Here is a 15668-nt window from a genome sequence, read left to right on the forward strand (position 1 = left end):
TCCCCCCCAGCGCGAGGTAACGCGTTGCGGGTGTAACAGGTCGGCGCGGATGTGCGCCTCATGATCTACCGAGTGGGTCTGCTTCTGGCAGTCCCTCTACAGCGGACTTTGGATTCTTCTGTTTCGCCCTCTCCAAGTCAAGCCGTCTATGTGCTTAATTGTGGGTAAGCACATGAGAACGCAAGAAAAAACCTGAAAACAGCTACTCTGTTAGTGTCAATTGCGCAATTTTGCCAAGGAATCAGCATGCGAATGCTTCTGTTAACCCTGCTGATCGGCCTCAGCCCATGGTGCACGGCCGCTCAGATCTACAAATGGGTCGATGCCCAAGGTGTCACTCACTTTGATGCACAACCTCCCCAAGGCCAGCCGTCCACTACCCTGCAGACGCCCTCCTCGCCTGCGGCAAAACCGGCGCCGATGCCAGGTGGCGGCGTGATGGGCGATCAGAAAGCCATCGACGACAAGGTCAAGAAGCAAGTCGCCGATCAACAAGCGCAGCTCAAGGCGTTTTGCGAGCAGGCACGTACGAATCTTGCGCAATTGCACAACAATCCGCGTTTGCGGGAGGAAGTTGAGGGGGAGTTGCGGCGGCTGAGCGATGCACAACGTCAGGAGCGCATCGTCGAAGCGCAGAAGCAGATTGCGGAAAACTGCCAGTAACAACTGGCAGCTTCCGGTTCAGCGCGAAGCAGTAATCAACTGATCAAACTGTTTGAGCAATAACTGAAGCTGCCGATCCTTGCCCTGCATATTGCGCTGGGCGAAGACCATTTCAGCCATTTCCTGAATGCCCGAGGCGTTCGGCAAAGGCAGATCCTGCTCGAGGATCATCTTCATCCGAGGCAGGAAGATCCATTGCAGCCACTGCTCGAAGTCCAGCGTGTCGACCGAGAATGGCTCGACGCTGCTCAAGGCTTCTACCGACGGCTGAACTTCATCCCACCACCCCTGCGTGCGCAGCTCACGCTCAATCAGCAACAGCTGATCGGCGATTTTCGGGAAACGACTATCCATCACAACGAAACCTTGGCCTTCTGGCGAGCCTGCGCAGCGCCGGCGGAATCACCTTGTTTCTCACGGGACTGAGCGATGATTTCCCACAGGCTGGCCTGCAAGTCCGGACGGCCGTTGGCCATGGTCAGTGCCCGACGGGCAAACTGCTCGGCTTGCGGCGCATCGCCTTGGGCCATACGCACCTGCGCCAGGCGATAAAGCACTTGCGGCTCACGCGGGGCAACACGCTGCGCGCGCTCCAGGCTGGACGACGCACCATTGAGGTCGCCACCGGCCTGTTGCTGTTGGGCAGTCGTCAGCAAGGCGAGTACCGGACCGTCCAGTTGCTCGTCCGCCGACAGACCGCCGCCGCTGCTGGCAGAAGGAATGCCGCTCGGCGTCGAAGGCATGCTGTAGCTGCCGGAGTTGATCGGTGCCGATTCGACTGGCGAAGGGTTGTACGGCCCCGGCGTGATGCCGCCGGATGCCGGGCCCGGCACGATCGGCGAAGAGCTGATCGGCGCCGATGTTGCCGCGCCGCCGCCCGGCACCATCACCACAACGCCAGTATCACCTTGCGGTATGGCCTGAGTCTGGCCCTGCGCAGGACGCTTGACCGTGGTTTGACGGAAGCCGCCATTGGCCGAAATACGTTCGCTGTTGGACACAGCCGTGCCCGAATCAACCACCGGAATCGAACCACGCTGTACGGTAGAGCAGCCGCTGAGCAAAGCCACGGCAGTCACCGCTGGAATCAACCACTTGTTCACTTGAAACCCTCTTTGCTTAATTCATCCAGCCCTTGACCCAATCCATCACCGACTCGCCGGAAGCAGGCGTTTCGCTTGCACAGGCAGCGCCGGGTGGTGGTTCGCTGCCGCGAATATACGGCATCTGCACCGCCCCCGGGCAGTTGGCATCAGAGCCTTGCCCGGTACGCGAATCGACCCACGCCTGGACGATGTTGTCCGGCTGTGGCATGTCCAGCGGCAGCGGGTCAGCCTTGCGCATGAAACTTGTCCAGACCTGCAACGCACCGGTAGCACCAGTGAATGGCGTCTTGCCGTTGTCATCGCGTCCCAGCCAGACCACCGCCAGCAGATCCTGACTGAAACCGGCGAACCAGCTGTCACGCGAGTCGTTACTGGTACCGGTCTTGCCGGCCAGTGTCAGGGTCTTGGGCAGCACGTTGTAAACCGAGCTGCCGGTGCCTTCACGCATGACCCGCTGCATGGCGTTCTGGATCAGGTAAATGGACGCCGGATCGAAACGCTGCTGAATCTGGAACGGATAACGCTTGAGCGGCTCGCCTTCGGCGGTCAGCACGCTGCGAATCCCGCGCATCGGCGTATTGAAACCACCGTTGGCGAGGGTCTGATACATGGTCGCCACTTCGATCGGGGTCATGCCGCCGGCACCCAGCAACATCGACGGGAATGCCGGAAACTCGCGCGTCACACCCAGGCGCCCCAGCGTCTTGAGGACATTGGGCACGCCCACTTCCAGGCCCAGACGCGAGGTCGACAGGTTGTAGGAATGCGCCAGGCCCTGATAGAGGAACACAGTGCCGTGGGAACGACGATCGTAGTTCTGTGGTTTCCACACTTGACCGTTCGCCCCCTTGACCGACAACGGATCATCCGACAACCAGCTGGTCAGGGTGTATTGGCTCGGTTTTTCCAGCGCAGTGAGATACACCGCCGGCTTGATCAACGAGCCGATCGGTCGTACCGCATCCAGTGCCCGGTTGAAGCCGGCATAGCTTGCCTGTCGGCTGCCGATCATCGCCTGGACTTCGCCGGTTTCCGGATTGGTCACGACCATCGCCGCTTCAACGTCATCGGAGCCTTTGCGCCCGGACAGACGCTTAAAGGTGTCGTTGACCGACGCCTCGGCTTTCATCTGCAGAATCGGGTCGAAACTGGTGAAGATCCGCAGACCTTCTTCGGTCAAGTCTTCGTCGCGGTAGTCTTCACGCAACTGGCGTTTGACCAGATCGATAAAGCCCGGGAACGAGCTGTCGGCCAGCTTGCCGCGAGTGGTCACACCCAGTGGCATTTTCTTCGCTGCTTCGACCTGCTCCGCCGTTGCGACGCCTTGTTGCTCAAGCACATCGAGCACCAGATTACGGCGTTCCAGCGCACGCTCGGGATTGCGCCGCGGGTTGTAATAGGACGGGCCTTTGACCATTCCCACCAGCATCGCGACTTGATGCAGCTTCAACTCGGACAGAGGCTGACCGAAGAAGAACTGACTGGCCAGACCGAAACCGTGCACCGCGCGTTGGCCGTCCTGTCCGACGAAGACTTCGTTGAGGTAGGCCTCAAGAATTTCCTTCTTGTCGTAATGCAGCTCCAGCAGCATCGCCATCATCGCTTCGGTGAGCTTGCGGGACAGGCTGCGTTCGTTGGTGAGGTAGAAGTTTTTCACCAACTGCTGGGTCAGCGTACTGCCGCCCTGGGTCATCTTGCCGCCGGACGTGTTGACCCAGATGGCGCGGGCAATCGACTTCGGCGACACGCCCCAGTGACTGTAGAAATCCCGATCCTCAACCGCAACCAGGGTTTCCAGCAGATATGGCGGCACTTGATCGAGTTTGATCAGAATGCGGTCTTCAAGATTCTTCGGATAAATCCCGCCGATCAACACCGGTTCCAGGCGCACCACTGACAGCTTGGAGCCGTTGGTGGCTGAAAGCTCGGCGACATAATCGCCCGAGAAGCGCACGCGCACCGGTTGCGCTTTCTCAAGACCTTCATAGAACTGGAAGCCACGGGTATTCAGATCGACGGTGTTGCCGCTGACGGCAGCGGCGCCAGGGCCATTGCTCACGGCTTCGCGGCGGTAGCCGAGGGCATCGAGTTCGGTGAGGAAATCGTCCTTGCTGAGCTTTTGTCCGACGAACAGCTCAAGCGGGCGCGCGTAGACCTTGGCCGGGATGGTCCAGCGCTTGCCGGAGAACTTCTCCTGCACCACGGCATCGAGGTAAACGGCGAAGCCGGCCAGCACCACAAGGCCGACCAGACTGAGTTTAATGGCCCAACCCAACCATGGGCGCAGGCCCTTGGCAGGTGGTTTTTTAGGAGTGCGGGGGGATCGAGTTCGAGTCATGGCGGCGGATTATACGCACTTTATTCATACTCAACAGGAGCGCTCCGAGGTTTGCGTCGGGCTGGCGAGCGGCCATAATGGCGACCTCGAATTTCCCCCAGTCTCTGAAGGATCGCCCGTGAGCCAGTCACTGATCGCTGCCCTGCAAAACCCGGCCCTCTACCCGCACCCCGTCGAAGGGTTCCAGGTCATCGAAACCCATATCTCGTGGGTGATCCTCACCGGTCCCTTTGCTTATAAAGTGAAGAAGCCCGTGAATTTCGGCTTCCTCGACTTCACCAATCTCGAACAACGCGGACACTTTTGCGGCGAAGAACTGCGTCTGAACCAGCGCCTGACCGACGATTTGTATCTGGAGGTGTTGCCTGTCACCGGCAGCGTCGAAGCCCCACAACTGGGCGGCGACGGCCCGGCTATCGAATACGTGCTGAAAATGCGTCAGTTCCCGCAGACCGGTTTGCTCAGCACCTTGCAAGCCAATGGCGAGCTGACCACCCAGCACATCGATGAAATGGCCGAGCAGATCGCCCATTTCCACCTCACCGCCCCAAAAGTCCCGGCCGAGCACGACGCCGGCACCCCGGACAGCGTGATGGCGCCGGTATCGCAAAACTTCGAACAGATCCTGCCGTTCCTCAGCGACAAAAATGACCTGCTGCAACTTGAAGCCCTGAAAGCCTGGGCCGAAAGCAGCTTTGCGCGTCTCAAGCCACTGTTCGCCCAGCGCAAGGCCGAAGGCTTCACCCGCGAGTGCCACGGCGATATTCACTTGGGTAACGCTACTGTCATTGACGGCAAAGTGGTGATCTTCGACTGCATCGAATTCAACGAACCGTTCCGCTTCACTGACGTCTGGGCCGACACCGGTTTCCTGGCAATGGACCTGGAAGATCGCGGCCTGAAATCCCTGGCCCGCCGCTTCATCAGCCAATATCTGGAACTGACCGGCGACTATCAAGGCCTGGAAGTGCTGAACTTCTATAAAGCCTACCGCGCACTGGTTCGCGCAAAAGTAGCGCTGTTCAGCATGCCGGCAGACGCGACCCCGGTGCAGCGCGCCACCACCCTGCGCCAGTATCGCAACTACGCCAACCTGGCGGAAAGCTACAGCACCATTCCTTCGCGCTTCATGGCGATCACCCACGGCGTTTCCGCTGTCGGCAAGAGCCACGTGGCCATGCGTCTGGTCGAAGCGCTGGGGGCGATCCGCCTGCGCTCCGATGTTGAGCGCAAGCGTCTGTTCGGCGAGCAAACCGTCGCCAATGATGTACAGGCCGGCATTTATAGTGCCGACGCCAGCGCCAAGACCTACGCGCGCCTGCATGAAATCGCTGACGTGATCCTGCACGCCGGTTTCCCGGTGGTGATTGACGCCACTTACCTCAAGCGCGAACAACGTGACAGCGCGGCTCAAGTCGCCGAAGCCACCGGCACGCCGTTCCTGATTCTCGACTGCAACGCGCCGCAAGCGGTGATCGAGAGCTGGCTGGCGATTCGTCAGGCAGACAAACAGGATCCGTCCGACGCCACGCTGGCAGTGATCGAAGCTCAGCAGGCCAATCGCGAAGCGCTGACGCCGGAAGAAATCCTGCGCAGCAAACGCGTGCAGACCAATGAATCCGGCACACTGGACACCGTGGTCGCGCAAATCCGCCAACGCCTGCCAGGCCTGTAAGAAACTATTTCGGCCGTGAAGCCCTCGCTGGCTTCACGGCCGTCAAATAGTGGCACTATACTGGCGCCATAAAACCAACAGGTGATGTGACATGAGCCAGCCGAAACTTCTCGATACCCCGCTGTATGCTTTGCTGCACAAAGATGACATCACAGGTTTCAACAAGGAACGCCCGCAAGACGGGCCGATCGATATGGTCGGCGGCGACTTCCGTGGCCTCGACCTGCGTGAACTGAACGCCGATGGCGTGGATTTCCGGGACGCGTATTTCCGTTCCGCCGATTTGCGTGGCATTGATTTCCGCAACGCATCGCTGGAAGGTGCAAGCCTGGCCCACGCACAGATTTCCGGTGCGTACTTTCCGCCGGAGCTGAGCGCTGACGAGATTCTGATGTCGATGAACTTCGGTACACGCCTGCGTTATCGCACTCGCTAAGCGCTTCTGCCTGATGTGTCCAGCGCCCCCGCTTTGCGCTGGACTGCTTGCTGCGCGGATTTTTCCCGCGCCATGGCATCCCTCCCCGCCCGCCTATCCTGCTGAAAATTGCGACCGTTCTTAGAAGCGTTTGCGTTGAATCCGACCAAACAACCACGCTTTTCCTACTGATGGCTACACTCCTGAGAAGCTCGCCCCACGCACCATTCGGCCGTCGCAAGGAGGCTTGATGAATGATGAACTGCAACACCTGAAGAATCTTGGCAAGACGTCGGCGCAATGGCTGCATGCCGTGGGCATCCACAGCGCCTCGGACTTGCGTCGCCTGGGCGCGGTGGACGCCTACCGGGCCGTGCGTACCCGCGGGTTTCGCGCATCGAAGGTGTTGTTGTATGCGATCGAAGGCGCATTGATGGATGTTCACTGGAACGACATCCCCGCCGAGCGCAAGGACGCCTTGAACAAGCAACTCGAAGCCATTTCCTCACGTCACAAGAACTGAACGGGCGCTGACCGTCATGTACCTGCTTGGGGAACAATCGGCATTTGCCGACTCAGTGATCAACCGTCTGCAGAATTTTCCTGCGCAGTGGCTGGAAGACCTCGTGCCGTGCGGCACGGTGATTGAGCTGGAGACGACCGATGACTTGATGGCGCAGTTGCCCGGCGATCAGTTGTTTCTGCTGACGGAAGGCGTAATCAACGGGTACGTCGGTGCACGAGCACTGTTCTATTGGCAGGAAGGTGACTTGATCGGCCTACAACAAGGTGATGCATGGGGCGATTGCCGTCTGTGCAGTGAAGGACCGTTGCGCTTGTTGCCCTATCGCCGCAGCGATGTGTTCGGGCATTTGTATGCTGACACCAACCGGGCGAACCAATTTCTCGAGTACCTGCTGGGCCAAATGGCACTCCTCGCCCACGCCGTGGCCGAACTGAAACCGCGGGAGTTTCGCAGTACCAACGGTTTCAAACGGGTCGAGGCCGGTGAAGTGCTGATCCACCAGGGCGATGCCGCCGATCACGTGTTTGTCATCATCGACGGGCATGCCGAAGCCTTTGTCGATGGACATAAGGTCGGCGAAGTGCCCAAGGATGAGATTTTTGGAGCCATGGCGGTGTTCACCGGGGAGCCACGAAATGCCACAGTAATTGCTCGTGATTCGAGCACGGTGATGCTGATTCCCGGTGATCAGTTTTTGAGCATGACCCGCAGCAATCCGAAGATCGCCCACAGCCTGATCGAAAGCATGGCGCGGCGCATCAGCCAGCTCAACGGCCAGATCACTCAACTGACTGCGGTCAAAACCCAGTTTTAAGTCCCCGTTTTCCGGGGCATTCCGGCCAATCCCGAGATTAAATCAGGCAAATGAAAAAACAGAGGTTGACTCGGTAATGAGAATCGCTATGATTATCACAACTGGTCGCGAGATCAGTCGATATTCTGAAAAGCCCTTGGTTCGGACTCTCAGATTATCTCCTCATCAGGCTAATCACGGTTATTTGACCCGGTTTTTACCGGGTCTTTTTTTGCCTGTGGAAAAGTCACTTGCCGAACTGTTTGCGCATTTCTTCGCAGTAATCACGCTTGGGCATGGCCGAGGTGTACCAGACATAATCGGCCATCGCCGCCGTAACCTCGGCGCCCTGCTCCGCCAGCATCAGCACTGCAGGAGCCTGAGTAGCGCCCAGATCCACAACATGCAGCGGCACCCCGACATCCTTGCGTGCATGCCAGGCACCCGCCAGCAGCAACGACGGTGTGGGCGCAGCCAATAAACGCTCGGCCATGCGCCGATCGCGTTGTTGCTGAACCGCCAGCATCGCCGGCATCTGCGACTCAGGCAGCAGGCCACAGTGGGAATCGCTGATCTGCTCCAGCAAAACAGTTTTCACCGATTGAGCATTGCTGCGCTCCCCCGGCATAACGGATGGATTGCGATAAAAGCTGCGGATTTCGTTGTTATCCAGATTCGCCGCCAGCAGCGGATACGGCTGTGTGAGGGCGAAGCGAACAATCGGCCCATAGAGACTCCAGTCCCAACCTTCCTGCCAGGCCAATGCGTCAGGAAGGTTGTCGGGCTGAGACGCAGACTGGCGTAGCGCATCAACCTTCGGCTGCTGATCCGGCGTGAGCATTTCCAACAACAGGCTGCCTTGCGGCCGCTGTTTGCCAAGAGACTGCAAAAGCCATAACTGCGCGGCGTGGTGATCGGCGTTGTCATGCTGCTCGCCGATGATCAGCCGCTGCGGTTCAGCAAGGCGTGTGAGCAGTTGCTGCGCGGTCAGCACCTGACCGCTGTGCAGGTCACGAATCTCGCCACTGACTGGCGGTGGCGCGGCAACATGCTGACACCCCGCGAGCAACAACACCGCCAACAGCCACATTCCTCGCATGCAATCACCTCAATGAGAAAGTCAGCGGGCGATGATCAGCGGATGCCCACGCTCCGGGTGCGGCTGCACCAATACTTCGAGACCGAACACGGCTTTGAGCGTGTCCGGCCGCAACACTTGCTGCGGCGTGTCCAGCGCAACCGGTCGCCCGCCCTCAAGCAGCAACACGCGATCACAATAACGCGCAGCCAGATTCAGATCATGCAGGATCACCATCACTGCCGCGCCGCGATCGGCAAACTCGCGTACGGCCTGCAAAGTCGTGTGTTGATGCAGCGGATCAAGCATCGACGTCGGCTCATCCAGCAGCAATGTCTGCCCGACCTGCCCCGGCCAGAGTTGCGCCAGCACCCGCGCCAGATGCACGCGCTGGCGCTCACCGCCCGACAATGCCAGATAGCTGCGCCCGCTCAGATGCCCGGCATCCGCCGCCGCCAATGCTGCGGCGACAATCTCGTCATCACGCACTCGACCGCTTTGATAAGGCAAACGCCCCATGCCGACCACTTCTTCAACGCGAAAGGCGAAATCCAGGGTCGAAACCTGCGGTAACACGGCCAATCGTCGAGCGCGTTGCGTGCCCGTCCAATGTGCCAACGACTGGCCATCAAGCGAGACCTCGCCTTCACTTGGCGCCAGTTCACCGCATAAGGCACCAAGCAAAGTACTTTTACCGGCGCCGTTCGGCCCCAGCACGCCGAGCACTTCGCCCGGTTCGAGTTGCAGGGTGACCTCGCTGAGAACAGTCTTGCGGCCGCGACGGATATGCAGATTTTGCGCACGCAACATCAGGCACGCCCTCGCAGCAGCAAATAAAGGAAGAACGGCGCGCCGATAAACGCCGTGACGATCCCGATCGGCAATTCCGCCGGCGCCAGCGCCAGACGCGCCACCAGATCAGCCAGCAACAACAGACTAGCCCCGGCCAACACCGAGGCCGGCAGCAATACTCGATGATCGGGGCCTGCGAGCAAGCGCACCAGATGCGGCACCACCAGCCCAACGAAGCCGATCATCCCCGCTGCCGCCACTGCCGCGCCGACACCCAGCGCCGTACAAAACACCAATTCACGCTTGAGCCGTTCGACATCAACCCCCAAATGCCCGGCCTCGGACTCGCCGAGCAGCAAGGCATTCAGCGCTTTCGCCCGGCGCGGCAACCACAGGGCAACGCCGGCGCTGATGATCAGCAATGGCCACAACCGCGCATAACTGGCGCCATTGAGACTGCCGAGGTTCCAGAAGGTCAGCGTGCGCAGGGTCGCGTCGTCCGCCAGATAAGTGAACAGTCCGACCGCCGAACTGGCCAGCGCGGTCAGCGCGATCCCCGCCAGCAACATGGTCGCGACATGGGTTTGCCCGTTGTGCCGGCCGAGGCGATAAACCAGCGCCGTCACCCCTAGCCCACCGAGGAACGCGCACACCGATAACAGATAAGGCCCGAACCATTCCGGTAAACCGCCAAAAAACGAGCCGCCGACAATCGCAATCGCCGCGCCCAACGCCGCGCCACTGGAAACCCCGACCAGCCCCGGATCCGCCAAAGGATTACGAAACAATCCCTGCATCGCCACACCGGACAAGGCCAGTACACCGCCGACCGCCAACCCGAGCAACGTTCGCGGCAGACGAATCTGCCCGAGAATCAGCTCAGCCTGCTCCAGCCCTTCCGGAGCCAGCGGTACGCCAATCAGGCGCAACGCCGCACGCAACGTATCGAACAACGGCAGGCTGACCGGCCCCAGCGCCAGCGACAACCAGATTGCCAGCAGACACAGGAGTGTCAGGCCGATGAACAGGCCACGAGGTTTGAGCAGTGTGGTCATTGGCCACTCTTGGCTGGGTAGAAACCGTCAGACAGGGTTTTCAACGCCGCCGGCAGTCGCGGCCCGAGCCCGCCGACCAACAAGGTCGGATCGAGCTCAAGCACACGTCCGTTTTTGGCCGCACGGCTTGAATTGAGAATCGGGTTTTCCTTGAACAGTGCAGCCTTGGCCGCATCACCGGTCAACGCACGATCGGCAAACACCAGCACTTCAGGATCAAGACTCGCAAGAGATTCCACGGAAAACGGTTTGTAGCCGGTGTGAGTCGCCAGGTTATGCCCGCCCGCCTGTTGCAGCAGCCAATCGGCGGCGGTGTCCTTGCCGGCGATCAGCGGTTTGCCCCCGGCATGTCCCAGCAACAGCAGCACGCCCGGCGATTTCTGCTTGGACTGCGCTTCAGTCACCCGCGCTTTCTGCGCGTCGAGTTGCTGTTGATAACTTTGCAGCAACTGAGTGGCCCGCTCTTCAGCGCCGAGCAACTGCCCAAGATGAATGACGTTTTTTTCCAGCGTTGGCAGATCCGGCTGAGCCGAGAACAACTCCACCTGAACCTTGGCCGCCTTCACTTGGGCAAGCACGGGGGGCGGACCGACTTCTTCTGTGCCGATGAGGATGTCCGGACGCAGGCTGAGAATGCCCTCGGCGGAAAGGCTGCGCTGATAACCGATGCTCGGCAGCGCCTTCAAAGAATCGGGATGCTGACTGGTGGTATCGACGCCGACCAGTTTTGACTCGCCGCCCAACGCACTGACCCACTCCGACAGCGCACCGCCAGCACTGACCCAGCGTTGCGGCAGATCGGCCGCTGCCGTCATGTGGCTGGCGAAAAGTCCGACACAGACCACAGCGACGCGGGTACTCAGGCGCATACACAGCTTCCTTGAACAAGGTTTCCCGGGCGTCAGGATGACAGGCCAAGTATCCTCGGCATCTGGCAGGCGCCTGCGGGTGAAGGCCGCCATTTGATAATTGTTTGCATTTAAACGTCAAGCTCGGACATATCCGGACACGAGCCGACATTAGAGGATAGCCATGAAGTTTCTCTGCGCGGGCGCCGATCTGGCCGAGGCCGGCAGTCGCGGTTTTGATATTGACGGTAAAAAGCTGTTTGCCGTGCGCCGCAACGGTCAGGCGTATGTCTACCTGAATCGCTGCCCGCATCGCGGTGTGGGTCTGGAATGGCACCCGGACCAGTTTCTCGACCCGAGCAACAGCCTGATCCAGTGCGCCACCCACGGCGCACTGTTTCTGATCGAGGATGGCGATTGCGTTTCCGGGCCCTGCGCCGGGCAGGCGCTGACGACTATAGATTGCCGCGAAGATGCACAGGGCGTGTGGATCGATGTTTAACCGTTGAGCAATACGTCGAGTCGCCGGTCGATCACCATCTCTTCATGGTTAAGCCGAACGCCGTAAGCCAGGACTTCAACGCCACAGGCCACCGCTTCGCGCAGGGCATCGGCGTATGCCGAATCGATTTCCACCGCAGGACGCACCGCTTCAATCCCGGTGAGATTGACGCAATACAACTGCACCGCGCGAATCCCGTCCCGCGCCAGATGCGCCAACTCGCGCAGATGCTTGGCACCGCGCTGGGTCACGGCATCGGGAAACGCCGCCACTGCCGTGCCATCGAAGCCCAGAGTGACGCTTTTCACTTCTACATAAGCGGGGCCGCTGGGGTATTCGAGGCGGAAATCGATGCGGCTTTTTTCCTGTCCGTAAGCCACTTCGCGCTTCAACGCGGTAAACCCGTTCAACTCGGTGATGACACCGGCCTGCAAGGCTTCTTCCACCAGCCCGTTGGCGCGCCCGGTGTTCACGCAAAACAACCGACCCTGTGGGGTTTCGCCGATTTCCCAGGTGCCGGGCAACTTGCGCTTCGGGTCGTTGGAGCGACTGAACCAGACCTGCCCACCCTCGACCTGACAGTTGAGCATCGAACCAGTGTTCGGGCAGTGAATGGTCAGCATCTCGCCGCCAACGGTTTCGATATCGGCGAGAAAACGCTTGTAACGTCGAATCAGCCGCGCCTCTTCCAGAGGAGGATAAAAGCGCATCAGCCTTGCCAACTCTTCAAGCCACGGGCGATTCGCTCGACTGCTTCCTGTAGGCGCGGGAGGTTTTGCGTGTAGGCAAAACGAACATGGTGACTGGCCTGATAGCGACCGAAATCCAGACCAGGGGTAAACGCGACGTGCTCGGTTTCGAGGAAATGACGACAGAACGCGAAGGCATCACCGCCGAACCGGCTGATATCTGCATACAAATAGAAAGCACCTTCGGGCTCAACGGCGATGTTGAACCCCAACTCGCGCAATGCCGGAAGGAGAAAGTCACGACGACGTCCGAACTCGGCGCGGCGCTCTTCGAGAATCGCAATGGTGTCCGGCTCGAAACAGGCCAGCGCGGCGTACTGGGCCATGCTCGGCGCGCTGATGTAAAGGTTCTGCGCGAGTTTCTCCAGCTCACTGACCGCCGCATCCGGGGCTACCAGCCAGCCGAGACGCCAACCCGTCATGCCGAAGTATTTGGAGAAACTGTTGAGGACAAAAGCGCTGTCATCGACTTCCAGCACACTCGCCGCGTCGGTGCCATAAGTCAGGCCGTGATAGATCTCGTCCACCACCAGATGCCCGTGCCGCGCCTTGATGGCTGTGGATAACCCGGCCAGCTCATCTCGGGTCAGGATCGTGCCGGTCGGGTTGGCCGGCGAGGCCACCAATGCACCGACGCTGTCGTTATCCCAATGGCGCTCGACCAGATCTGGGGTCAGTTGATAACGCACGTCAGGCCCTACAGGAACCAGCTGCGCCGCGCCTTCGACCAGGCGCAAGAAGTGCCGGTTGCACGGATAGCCCGGGTCTGCCAACAGCCAGTGTTTGCCGGGATCGACCAACAACGCGCTGGCGAGCAACAAGGCGCCGGAGCCGCCCGGAGTGATCAGAATCCGCCGTGGGTCGATATTCAGGCCATAGCGAGATTGATAAAACCCGGAAATCGCCTCGCGCAGTTCAGGAATACCGCGCGCCGCGGTGTAACGGGTCTTGCCCGCCGTCAGCGCCGCTTGCCCGGCACGAATGATCGGCTCGGCCGTGGTGAAGTCTGGCTCGCCGATTTCCAGGTGGATCACATCGTGGCCTTCAGCCTGCAGCTCGTTGGCCCGCGCCAGCAGCGCCATCACATGGAACGGTTCGATCGCACGACTGCGCGCACTGTAGGGCTGAGCCATTGGCCTTCCTTCGACGGGAGAAAAGAAACGATTCTACCCATCTGCCGGAACGAGCGAGAACCCGTAGCGGTCACAGCCTCAAGAACTCTGGAATGTAATGACACAAGCGTACCCTCCAGGATTGACTAAAATCAGTGATTGAACAGGTCTCCCACACCGCCAGACACGGCTTGCCAAACATTTGCAAGCGCCACCCGCCGGGGCCTCGACATCCGGGAGTAGCGCGGGCCGAATTGATCTGGTAAGTTCGCCCGCTTGCAGCCGCAGGGCCGGCAGGTGTCGGTGATGGAGCAATCCTGCGCAATGGATTACAAGAGTAGAGGCGGTCCATTTCATGCCCACCCAAGCAAAGCAACAGCAGCAAACAGCGATCAGTGGCTTCGAACCTTATGTTCAGGCCAAAGACGAGGAGTACATGGGCAAGCCCATGCGCGCGCACTTCACCAAGATCCTGACCAAGTGGAAACTGGACTTGATGCAGGAAGTCGACCGCACTGTTGATCACATGAAGGACGAAGCAGCCAACTTCCCCGACCCGGCCGACCGTGCCAGTCAGGAAGAAGAGTTCGCCCTCGAACTGCGCGCCCGTGATCGCGAGCGCAAGCTGATCAAGAAGATCGACAAGACTCTGCAACTGATCGAAGACGGCGAATACGGATGGTGTGATTCCTGCGGCATCGAGATCGGCGTCAAGCGCCTCGAAGCCCGCCCGACAGCCGACATGTGCGTCGACTGCAAGAACCTCGCTGAAATCAAGGAAAAGCAGGTCGGCAAGTAATCTCGACCTGAACGAAAAACGGAGCGTGCGAACGCTCCGTTTTTGTTTCTGCCTTTTGCCTGTGTAGGAGTGAGCCTGCTCGCGATCACGGTAGATCAGTCAATAATGATGTTGATTGTCACACCGCTATCGCGGGCAGGCTCACTCCTACAAGTTGACCTGCGCACGCCCTGAAAAGTAGTTTCGCCCAATGACTGCCAAGACATCCCCCGCCTACATCGGCCGTTTCGCCCCAACCCCAAGTGGCCACCTGCACTTCGGTTCGCTGGTTGCCGCCCTCGCCTCTTATCTTGATGCACGTTCGGTTGGCGGACGTTGGCTGGTGCGCATGGAAGATCTCGATCCGCCCCGTGAAGAACCCGGTGCGCAAGCGGCGATCCTCAAGGCCCTGGAAAGCTACGGTTTCGAATGGGACGGCGAGATGGTGCGCCAAAGTGATCGGCACGACGCGTATGCCGAAGTGCTCAACAGCCTGTTCAATCATGGCCTGGCCTACGCCTGCACCTGCTCGCGCAAACAGCTGGAGCCCTATGACGGGATTTATCCGGGGCTGTGCCGCAATGCCGGACACGACCAGCAGGACGCGGCGATCCGCCTGCGCGTGCCGGAACTCGAATACCACTTCATCGACCGGGTGCAGGGCGAATACCGACAGCATTTGGGCCGTGATGTCGGCGATTTCGTGATTCGCCGTCGCGACGGCCTCTATGCCTATCAATTGGCCGTGGTGCTCGACGATGCCTGGCAAGGCATTACCGACATCGTACGCGGCGCCGACCTGCTCGACTCCACGCCACGCCAGCTCTATCTGCAAGAACTATTGGGCCTGCGTCAGCCGCGTTATCTGCACCTGCCGTTGATCACCCAGCCGGACGGCAACAAGCTCGGCAAGTCCTACCGCTCGCCGCCGCTGGAAGCCGACCAAGCCACGCCGTTGCTGCTGCGGGCCTTGCGCGCACTGGGGCAAAACCCCGGCGCCGAACTGGCACATGCGTCGCCGCAAGAACTGCTCAACTGGGGCAGCGCCCATTGGGATGCCAGCAAGATCCCGCGCACACTGACCCTGCCCGAAGCGCAACTGCTATGACGACACTTGCAGTCGCGCCGCCATCCGTTACCATCGCCGCACGTTTTCGGGCACGCGCATAAAAAAGAGAGGCCGGGATGTACATCTATCGCTTGGTCCTGCTTTTGGTCGTGGGGATCTATCTGTTTTG

17 protein-coding genes are annotated in these 15668 nt (G+C 59.9%); 8 read left to right on the forward strand and 9 right to left on the reverse strand.

Annotation, left to right across the window (positions count from 1 at the left end; genetic code table 11):
* The first annotated feature begins 246 nt into the window (after positions 1-246).
* Positions 247-663: a DUF4124 domain-containing protein gene (locus tag ACIOVB_RS13610; protein ID WP_187679253.1), complete on the forward strand. Its 417-nt coding sequence runs from the start codon at positions 247-249 to the stop codon at positions 661-663.
* A gap of 18 nt (positions 664-681) precedes the next feature.
* Here the strand turns inward: ACIOVB_RS13610 and ACIOVB_RS13615 are convergent, their stop codons facing one another.
* The 3 genes from ACIOVB_RS13615 to mrcB are packed head-to-tail and all read right to left on the reverse strand — an operon-like array spanning position 682 to position 4107.
* A complete protein-coding gene (locus ACIOVB_RS13615; RefSeq protein ID WP_187679252.1) occupies positions 682-1017 on the reverse strand; it encodes a YqcC family protein in 336 nt (111 codons plus the stop codon).
* Positions 1017-1766 carry a hypothetical protein gene (locus ACIOVB_RS13620; RefSeq protein WP_187679251.1) on the reverse strand — a complete coding sequence of 250 codons (750 nt, stop codon included), beginning with the start codon at positions 1764-1766 and terminating at the stop codon, positions 1017-1019. The genes ACIOVB_RS13615 and ACIOVB_RS13620 overlap by 1 nt, the downstream gene beginning before the upstream one ends.
* A 16-nt stretch (positions 1767-1782) precedes the next feature.
* A complete protein-coding gene (gene mrcB, locus ACIOVB_RS13625) occupies positions 1783-4107 on the reverse strand; it encodes a penicillin-binding protein 1B (RefSeq protein WP_305439810.1) in 2325 nt (774 codons plus the stop codon).
* Positions 4108-4225: 118 nt separating this feature from the next.
* On the opposite strand from mrcB, the gene ACIOVB_RS13630 reads away from it, so the two are divergent.
* The 4 genes from ACIOVB_RS13630 to ACIOVB_RS13645 all read left to right on the forward strand — a co-directional run bounded on the left by ACIOVB_RS13630 (position 4226) and on the right by ACIOVB_RS13645 (position 7537).
* A complete protein-coding gene (locus ACIOVB_RS13630) occupies positions 4226-5782 on the forward strand; it encodes an AAA family ATPase (RefSeq protein ID WP_401268423.1) in 1557 nt (518 codons plus the stop codon).
* A gap of 91 nt (positions 5783-5873) precedes the next feature.
* A complete protein-coding gene (locus tag ACIOVB_RS13635; protein ID WP_007909940.1) occupies positions 5874-6218 on the forward strand; it encodes a pentapeptide repeat-containing protein in 345 nt (114 codons plus the stop codon).
* 229 nt (positions 6219-6447) lie between these two features.
* On the forward strand, positions 6448-6720 hold the full coding sequence (locus ACIOVB_RS13640) for a TfoX/Sxy family protein (RefSeq protein ID WP_003228231.1): 273 nt from the start codon (positions 6448-6450) through the stop codon (positions 6718-6720).
* Between the two features lie 16 nt (positions 6721-6736).
* Positions 6737-7537, forward strand: a complete 801-nt coding sequence (locus tag ACIOVB_RS13645) for a Crp/Fnr family transcriptional regulator (protein ID WP_401268426.1) — start codon at positions 6737-6739, stop codon at positions 7535-7537.
* Between the two features lie 226 nt (positions 7538-7763).
* Here ACIOVB_RS13645 and ACIOVB_RS13650 read toward each other — a convergent pair whose 3' ends face one another.
* The 4 genes from ACIOVB_RS13650 to ACIOVB_RS13665 are packed head-to-tail and all read right to left on the reverse strand — an operon-like array spanning position 7764 to position 11310.
* Positions 7764-8615, reverse strand: coding sequence for a ChaN family lipoprotein (locus tag ACIOVB_RS13650; protein WP_401268428.1), 852 nt, complete (start codon positions 8613-8615; stop codon positions 7764-7766).
* A gap of 21 nt (positions 8616-8636) precedes the next feature.
* Positions 8637-9404 (reverse strand): heme ABC transporter ATP-binding protein, encoded by a 768-nt coding sequence (locus tag ACIOVB_RS13655; protein WP_401268429.1) that lies wholly within the window; start codon positions 9402-9404, stop codon positions 8637-8639.
* Positions 9404-10387, reverse strand: a complete 984-nt coding sequence (locus ACIOVB_RS13660; protein ID WP_401268507.1) for a FecCD family ABC transporter permease — start codon at positions 10385-10387, stop codon at positions 9404-9406. The genes ACIOVB_RS13655 and ACIOVB_RS13660 overlap by 1 nt, the downstream gene beginning before the upstream one ends.
* A gap of 50 nt (positions 10388-10437) precedes the next feature.
* Positions 10438-11310 carry a hemin ABC transporter substrate-binding protein gene (locus ACIOVB_RS13665; protein WP_401268430.1) on the reverse strand — a complete coding sequence of 291 codons (873 nt, stop codon included), beginning with the start codon at positions 11308-11310 and terminating at the stop codon, positions 10438-10440.
* A gap of 163 nt (positions 11311-11473) precedes the next feature.
* Here ACIOVB_RS13665 and ACIOVB_RS13670 point away from each other — a divergent pair, with 163 nt between their 5' ends.
* A complete protein-coding gene (locus tag ACIOVB_RS13670) occupies positions 11474-11791 on the forward strand; it encodes a Rieske (2Fe-2S) protein (protein WP_401268433.1) in 318 nt (105 codons plus the stop codon).
* Here ACIOVB_RS13670 and sfsA read toward each other — a convergent pair.
* Positions 11788-12501, reverse strand: coding sequence for a DNA/RNA nuclease SfsA (gene sfsA / locus ACIOVB_RS13675; protein WP_187679244.1), 714 nt, complete (start codon positions 12499-12501; stop codon positions 11788-11790). The two genes, ACIOVB_RS13670 and sfsA, sit on opposite strands and share 4 nt — an antisense overlap.
* Entirely contained in the window at positions 12501-13673 is a 1173-nt protein-coding gene (locus ACIOVB_RS13680) for a pyridoxal phosphate-dependent aminotransferase (RefSeq protein ID WP_401268435.1), read from the reverse strand. Before ACIOVB_RS13680 ends, sfsA begins: the two co-directional genes overlap by 1 nt.
* Before the next feature lie 334 nt (positions 13674-14007).
* Between ACIOVB_RS13680 and dksA the strand changes: the two genes are divergently transcribed.
* Together dksA and gluQRS are read left to right on the forward strand one after the other, a co-directional pair.
* Complete coding sequence (dksA, locus tag ACIOVB_RS13685) at positions 14008-14451, forward strand: RNA polymerase-binding protein DksA (RefSeq protein WP_007909922.1); 444 nt, start codon at positions 14008-14010, stop codon at positions 14449-14451.
* Positions 14452-14641: 190 nt separating this feature from the next.
* Positions 14642-15538, forward strand: coding sequence for a tRNA glutamyl-Q(34) synthetase GluQRS (gluQRS, locus tag ACIOVB_RS13690; protein WP_401268438.1), 897 nt, complete (start codon positions 14642-14644; stop codon positions 15536-15538).
* Positions 15539-15668: the final 130 nt, after the last annotated feature.

The sequence above is a fragment of the Pseudomonas sp. NPDC087639 genome (assembly GCF_044743385.1).
GTDB lineage: Bacteria > Pseudomonadota > Gammaproteobacteria > Pseudomonadales > Pseudomonadaceae > Aquipseudomonas.

What these genes read in the sequence shown, in the direction of transcription:
- ACIOVB_RS13645 (WP_401268426.1), top strand. Translation starts at nt 6,737, where the DNA reads ATGTACCTGCTTGGGGAACAATCGGCATTTGCCGACTCAGTGATCAAC.
- ACIOVB_RS13635 (WP_007909940.1), top strand. Translation starts at nt 5,874, where the DNA reads ATGAGCCAGCCGAAACTTCTCGATACCCCGCTGTATGCTTTGCTGCAC.
- gluQRS (WP_401268438.1), top strand. Translation starts at nt 14,642, where the DNA reads ATGACTGCCAAGACATCCCCCGCCTACATCGGCCGTTTCGCCCCAACC.
- ACIOVB_RS13680 (WP_401268435.1), bottom strand. Translation starts at nt 13,673, where the DNA reads ATGGCTCAGCCCTACAGTGCGCGCAGTCGTGCGATCGAACCGTTCCAT.
- dksA (WP_007909922.1), top strand. Translation starts at nt 14,008, where the DNA reads ATGCCCACCCAAGCAAAGCAACAGCAGCAAACAGCGATCAGTGGCTTC.
- ACIOVB_RS13615 (WP_187679252.1), bottom strand. Translation starts at nt 1,017, where the DNA reads ATGGATAGTCGTTTCCCGAAAATCGCCGATCAGCTGTTGCTGATTGAG.
- ACIOVB_RS13670 (WP_401268433.1), top strand. Translation starts at nt 11,474, where the DNA reads ATGAAGTTTCTCTGCGCGGGCGCCGATCTGGCCGAGGCCGGCAGTCGC.
- mrcB (WP_305439810.1), bottom strand. Translation starts at nt 4,107, where the DNA reads ATGACTCGAACTCGATCCCCCCGCACTCCTAAAAAACCACCTGCCAAG.
- ACIOVB_RS13655 (WP_401268429.1), bottom strand. Translation starts at nt 9,404, where the DNA reads ATGTTGCGTGCGCAAAATCTGCATATCCGTCGCGGCCGCAAGACTGTT.
- sfsA (WP_187679244.1), bottom strand. Translation starts at nt 12,501, where the DNA reads ATGCGCTTTTATCCTCCTCTGGAAGAGGCGCGGCTGATTCGACGTTAC.
- ACIOVB_RS13665 (WP_401268430.1), bottom strand. Translation starts at nt 11,310, where the DNA reads ATGCGCCTGAGTACCCGCGTCGCTGTGGTCTGTGTCGGACTTTTCGCC.
- ACIOVB_RS13640 (WP_003228231.1), top strand. Translation starts at nt 6,448, where the DNA reads ATGAATGATGAACTGCAACACCTGAAGAATCTTGGCAAGACGTCGGCG.
- ACIOVB_RS13610 (WP_187679253.1), top strand. Translation starts at nt 247, where the DNA reads ATGCGAATGCTTCTGTTAACCCTGCTGATCGGCCTCAGCCCATGGTGC.
- ACIOVB_RS13650 (WP_401268428.1), bottom strand. Translation starts at nt 8,615, where the DNA reads ATGCGAGGAATGTGGCTGTTGGCGGTGTTGTTGCTCGCGGGGTGTCAG.